The sequence below is a fragment of the Dethiothermospora halolimnae genome (genome assembly GCF_037577855.1).
GTDB classification, from domain to species: Bacteria; Bacillota; Clostridia; order Tissierellales; family VENL01; genus Dethiothermospora; species Dethiothermospora halolimnae.
Window position 1 is genome coordinate 1 of record NZ_JBAKFX010000112.1, and the last position, 4590, is coordinate 4590.

Genomic DNA, 4590 nt, shown 5'->3' on the forward strand with positions numbered 1-4590 from the left:
TGAAATTTATTTTTTATTGCGTATTCCATTAATCTATTAGACTGTCTATCTAAATTACCTGATTTTTGTTGTTTCTTTGTTGAAACTCTTGCATATATTAAACAGTTCTTAGAGTTGATGCTACTCTTTTTTTTGTTAATTAATTTATCTAAATCTTCTATCCTATATCTCCTATGTCTACCAGCTGTCCTAATTGGATCTATTACTCCATTGTCTTCCCATCTTAAGAATGTTCTATTTTGTCATTAATATTATTAGATAATAAAACATTTTTCTCAGCCCTTTCCGCCAATGCTACATTATATTGTAATTTTTTAATAAGATTAATTCCCATAACTTGATCATGATACATGGACTTAACATTTTCATTTACTCCATTTAAAATATATAGTCCAAAACCTCCTAGTCCTGCCATTAATAAAATCATTATTGCGAACCCTAAAAATATCTTTTTTCTTATGCTTTTCAATTTTATAAACCCCTTTCATAGTCAATATCGCTAATCTTTTTGTTATACCTGATCATTATAAAAGATAATTTTGAAGATATTATGAAGATTTATTGTTATTAATGATTTTTACTTAATTTAGTTTCATTAGATAATAAAAAATAAACAGTAAGATCATGACCTTACTGTTTATTTTTTATTATCTAATCCTAATCATTTTATTTTGATTTCTTACTCCCAAAATCCTCCCACTTAAGCAGAACCTCTTCCAACTCCTTATTATTTAAAAACTTAACCTCTGTTTTATTATATTGATCATTTACCTTCCCATCCATGGTTTCCTTATCAAATCCTGCTAACTTTTCAGCTAGTGCATATACTTTTTTTACCTTTTTATTTCTTGTACTTTCCTCAGATGTTTTGGATACTTTGATTCCTCCATTATTTTCATCTATGCTTTTATCATCCCAACTAAATCTCTTATTTCCTTTTTGATCTATTATCTCTAAACTGGTTATTCTACCATCTATCGTCTTTATTTTACTAACTTTAAAGTTAATATTACTATTTAATTTGAATTTACCTTCAACCTTATAAGTCTCACCCTTATTTAGCCTGATCCATATAAAAGGTATGGTATATAACTCCCTACCTATCCCCCAATTGAAGCAGGCCCTTTTAAAACTATCTGATGCCTGGCCCTTTACCTTCTCTGCAAAACTTTCTACCCCTACATCTTGCTTACCAATCCATTCTTCCTTTTCCTTATCATATATACTCACTGTACAAAACAAATTATTATTTACCACCATATGCTCCCTTTTCCAATTCATTGATCCGACGGTTTCATCTAAGATATTCATATCACATCTAGCATCTTTATATAATAATGCCATACAGCCACTTTCTTTAACTATTTTGGGGAAAACATCTATTTCATTAGCTTTTAGACTTCTGAATTTCACATTGGTTCCCTCCTAAAATCATATATATTCTTTAATATTAATATATCTCTAGTTTATTAATATTAAAGAATATACTTCATTTGCTTTTAATCTTTGAGCTTGTCCATTTTATACTTAGTTTTTTTCGAACATAAGTTCTTTTTCATTATACCACTTCTTTATACTTAATTCAATCAAACTTCTATCTACAATAATTTATCTTATTTATTCTAATAATACCAGTATATATGTTTAAAAAGCCACCCTATATATTAGGATGACTTTTTTTCTTTGTAAATTTATATTCTTTAGGATCAATCTGATTAAAATCTCTAAATCAGCATTCCAAGTATCACCAAACTTAAATCCAACACCCCTTAATTTATATTGTTTTACATAATTATCCATGATATAATGTATATAACTTATATAAGGAGTGATTTATTTATGCCTTTTGTTTTCGGTTTATGTTCTTATATATTCTTTCTCTTGTTCATAAATGCATTTTCTATCTATGAACTTGACAAGCTAGCATCCCTAATTTGTTCAACTATAATATTTTGTACTGCTTGGCTTATTAGAACTATAAAGAAGCAAATGTATCTATATACTAACATACCCTCCAATACTTTAGAAAATGATACCCTTGATGAATAGTTAAATAAACTTTAATTTTAACTTTAAAGGAGAATAAAAATGTTTAATACTAATAAAAATCATTCAATAATTAATTCAGCAATTTTATTTCTTCAAATTGCTACTATAATTGGTTTTCTATACCTATGGTTACTTCAAAAGGACTCTTCTATAAAAAACTTTCTTCAAAATTCAAAAACATATTCTTCTGTACTAACTTTAATTACTGTTCTAATTGTAATAACTAATCTTCTTAAAGGTTTTAAATATTATCATCAGAATAATAAATGGTCTATTTTTTATTTTTTTATATCTATTCCACTAATAATTATTTTACTTCTTTTTGTTTAAGTAGAATTTATTAATTGTAAATTTAACAACTAATTATTTCTTCTTTAATCTTTACTTCTATCCTTTTTATTTCTAGATACTCCATTTTCACTTTTCATTCCCCTTGTCATTTAAATTTTTATTTAATACCGACACTGATGTCGGTGCCATATATTCGCTAAAATCTTATTATTTATGTTTAAACCATACTTTATAGTGGAACCATATATTTAAAGTCTAACTCTAAGGTGATATTATGTTTAATTGGATCATCAACTTCATAATTAACGATATTATTTTTTCTATATTTGAATTTTTATTATCTATAATAATTGCACCTTTTATATGGTTTTACAAACTTATTTTTAAACGGAAATCCAATGGACGTTAAAATTCTAATCAACTAAAATAGAGAGATTTTAGCCAATGAAATAAGTAAGGTCAAAAAATATATATACCTGATAATGATAAGGTATCTCTTAAGCCCCCTAACCATTTTGAACAATCACACACTAGGTTACTACTTCGAATTTCTCTGGATCAACAAAACAATTTGCTAAGAATACTAATAAAAAAAACAAGTTTGATGGATAGTAATAAGCTGATAAGATTGTTGAATGAATTTAATTAACTTAAAATTTAACATGGAAATCTAGCTTAGATAGACTTTAAATGCTTATCTAAGCTAGATTTTTTCATTATTTCTTTATAAAGCTTATATTAAAGAATATAGAGGTTTTACTTGTTAGAATATTAATATGTCTAAGAGTTTAAAATCACTGCTATTTAGTCAATCTTAAAAGTCTTTTTCTATAGCTTTAAAAAATAAATCTATATGGTATGATGTACAAAAATTTCATTATATAATATAATTAATCTATGGAATTCTTTGGAATAAAAATAAATTAAGTATTTTTTTAAGGAGTTAAAAACTGTGATTGTGAATTTATTGATTTTTATTTCTATGTTTGCAGGTTGGTTTGCCTTTTTTAAAATTCTAAATATTGGTGCTCCTGATCATATCATTATTACTATGTCCACATTTACTATCTATATATTTTTCAAAATTAAAGATAAAAGAAAACTCAGTCTTGTGGATATAATTGGAATTTGTATAGGCTTTCGTTACACTAAGAACAGGCGGGTAACATGTCACGAAATTCCTTCGGTTTATTAAAAAATAAGGAGGAGATTCTTTTTGAATAACAAGTGTAATAATCATAAAAAATTATATAATTTTTATGATTTAGAAATCAAAGTAGACTACTATAACGAAAACGGGAGTTTTGATTTTTTTTTTAGAAAACATACATTTTATTAAACCCTTAATGTCATTTTTGTTAAAAAAATCTAAGTTCGCTGAAGTACGTTTCCCGTCTAGATGTTTTCATTTAGAAAAAGAATTGATTAATATTGCTTATATACTAGAAACATCTATAGATACACGATTAAATGATAAAACTTTAGAAATTCTTATTGATGAAAAATTTTATAACTTTTTAATATACAATTCCTTAACAAAAGGCAATGTTTTTAAAATACCGTTTTTGTGCTTGTATGCTGATCAAACAAAAGAAACAGAAGTTTGTGCATTTATATCAAATAGTACAAATATTCATATTAATAATTTGACTAGAGAAGAAAAAGATTATGTATTCTCTTTAATGCAAGGAAAAGACTTTTATATAGATGTTTACCCTAAATATGATAAAAATTTTTAATAAATAATAATTACCATAGTACAAAACATTTTACAATATAATTAAATTGCATTGTCTATTTTCTTTAAAGAATAAATAGTATCTAAAATATTATTATCCTCTGAAAAAATATATATTTTATCCATATTAGTAGGGGCATAGCGGACGTTAATTTTGTCTCCTACATATTTAGTTGGAGTTTCAAATATAGTATTTTGTATAGATATAGTTGAATCGTTTTTCACTTTGCGGGTAACTCTATAAAGAAAAATATAATCAAGTTCCTTCTTGTTTGGTATGTATCTAATATTTGTTAGATGTCTAATGAATTTATCAATAGGTTTTTCTTTTATACTTGAATGAACAGAATTATTGTATCTACCTTCTACATATTCAGTTAAAGACTTGGATTGTCAACCCTTTTTAAGACACTTTTTTGTCGGACATTAACATTCTATATTCCACAGGGGTAAGGTAATTTAATGACCCATGAATCCTGTGATTATTATACCAGTTCACATAATCAAATAAT

General features: G+C 25.6%; 6 protein-coding genes. 2 read left to right on the forward strand and 4 right to left on the reverse strand.

What is annotated here, in order from left to right:
- Positions 1-223: 223 nt before the first annotated feature.
- Together V6137_RS20535 and V6137_RS20540 are read right to left on the reverse strand one after the other, a co-directional pair.
- Complete coding sequence (locus tag V6137_RS20535) at positions 224-469, reverse strand: MCP four helix bundle domain-containing protein (RefSeq protein WP_425449816.1); 246 nt, start codon at positions 467-469, stop codon at positions 224-226.
- A gap of 197 nt (positions 470-666) precedes the next feature.
- The gene (locus tag V6137_RS20540) at positions 667-1413 is read right to left on the reverse strand and encodes a hypothetical protein (RefSeq protein WP_425449817.1); all 747 of its coding nucleotides are present in this window, start codon (positions 1411-1413) and stop codon (positions 667-669) included.
- 2143 nt (positions 1414-3556) lie between these two features.
- On the opposite strand from V6137_RS20540, the gene V6137_RS20545 reads away from it, so the two are divergent.
- Positions 3557-3679: a hypothetical protein gene (locus V6137_RS20545; RefSeq protein WP_425449818.1), complete on the forward strand. Its 123-nt coding sequence runs from the start codon at positions 3557-3559 to the stop codon at positions 3677-3679.
- 7 nt (positions 3680-3686) lie between these two features.
- Positions 3687-4079 carry a hypothetical protein gene (locus tag V6137_RS20550; protein WP_425449819.1) on the forward strand — a complete coding sequence of 131 codons (393 nt, stop codon included), beginning with the start codon at positions 3687-3689 and terminating at the stop codon, positions 4077-4079.
- Positions 4080-4120: 41 nt separating this feature from the next.
- Here V6137_RS20550 and V6137_RS20555 read toward each other — a convergent pair whose 3' ends face one another.
- Entirely contained in the window at positions 4121-4411 is a 291-nt protein-coding gene (locus V6137_RS20555) for a Mu transposase C-terminal domain-containing protein (RefSeq protein ID WP_425449820.1), read from the reverse strand.
- Between the two features lie 70 nt (positions 4412-4481).
- On the reverse strand, positions 4482-4590 hold a 109-nt coding region (locus V6137_RS20560; RefSeq protein WP_425449557.1), incomplete at its 5' end, for an IS3 family transposase.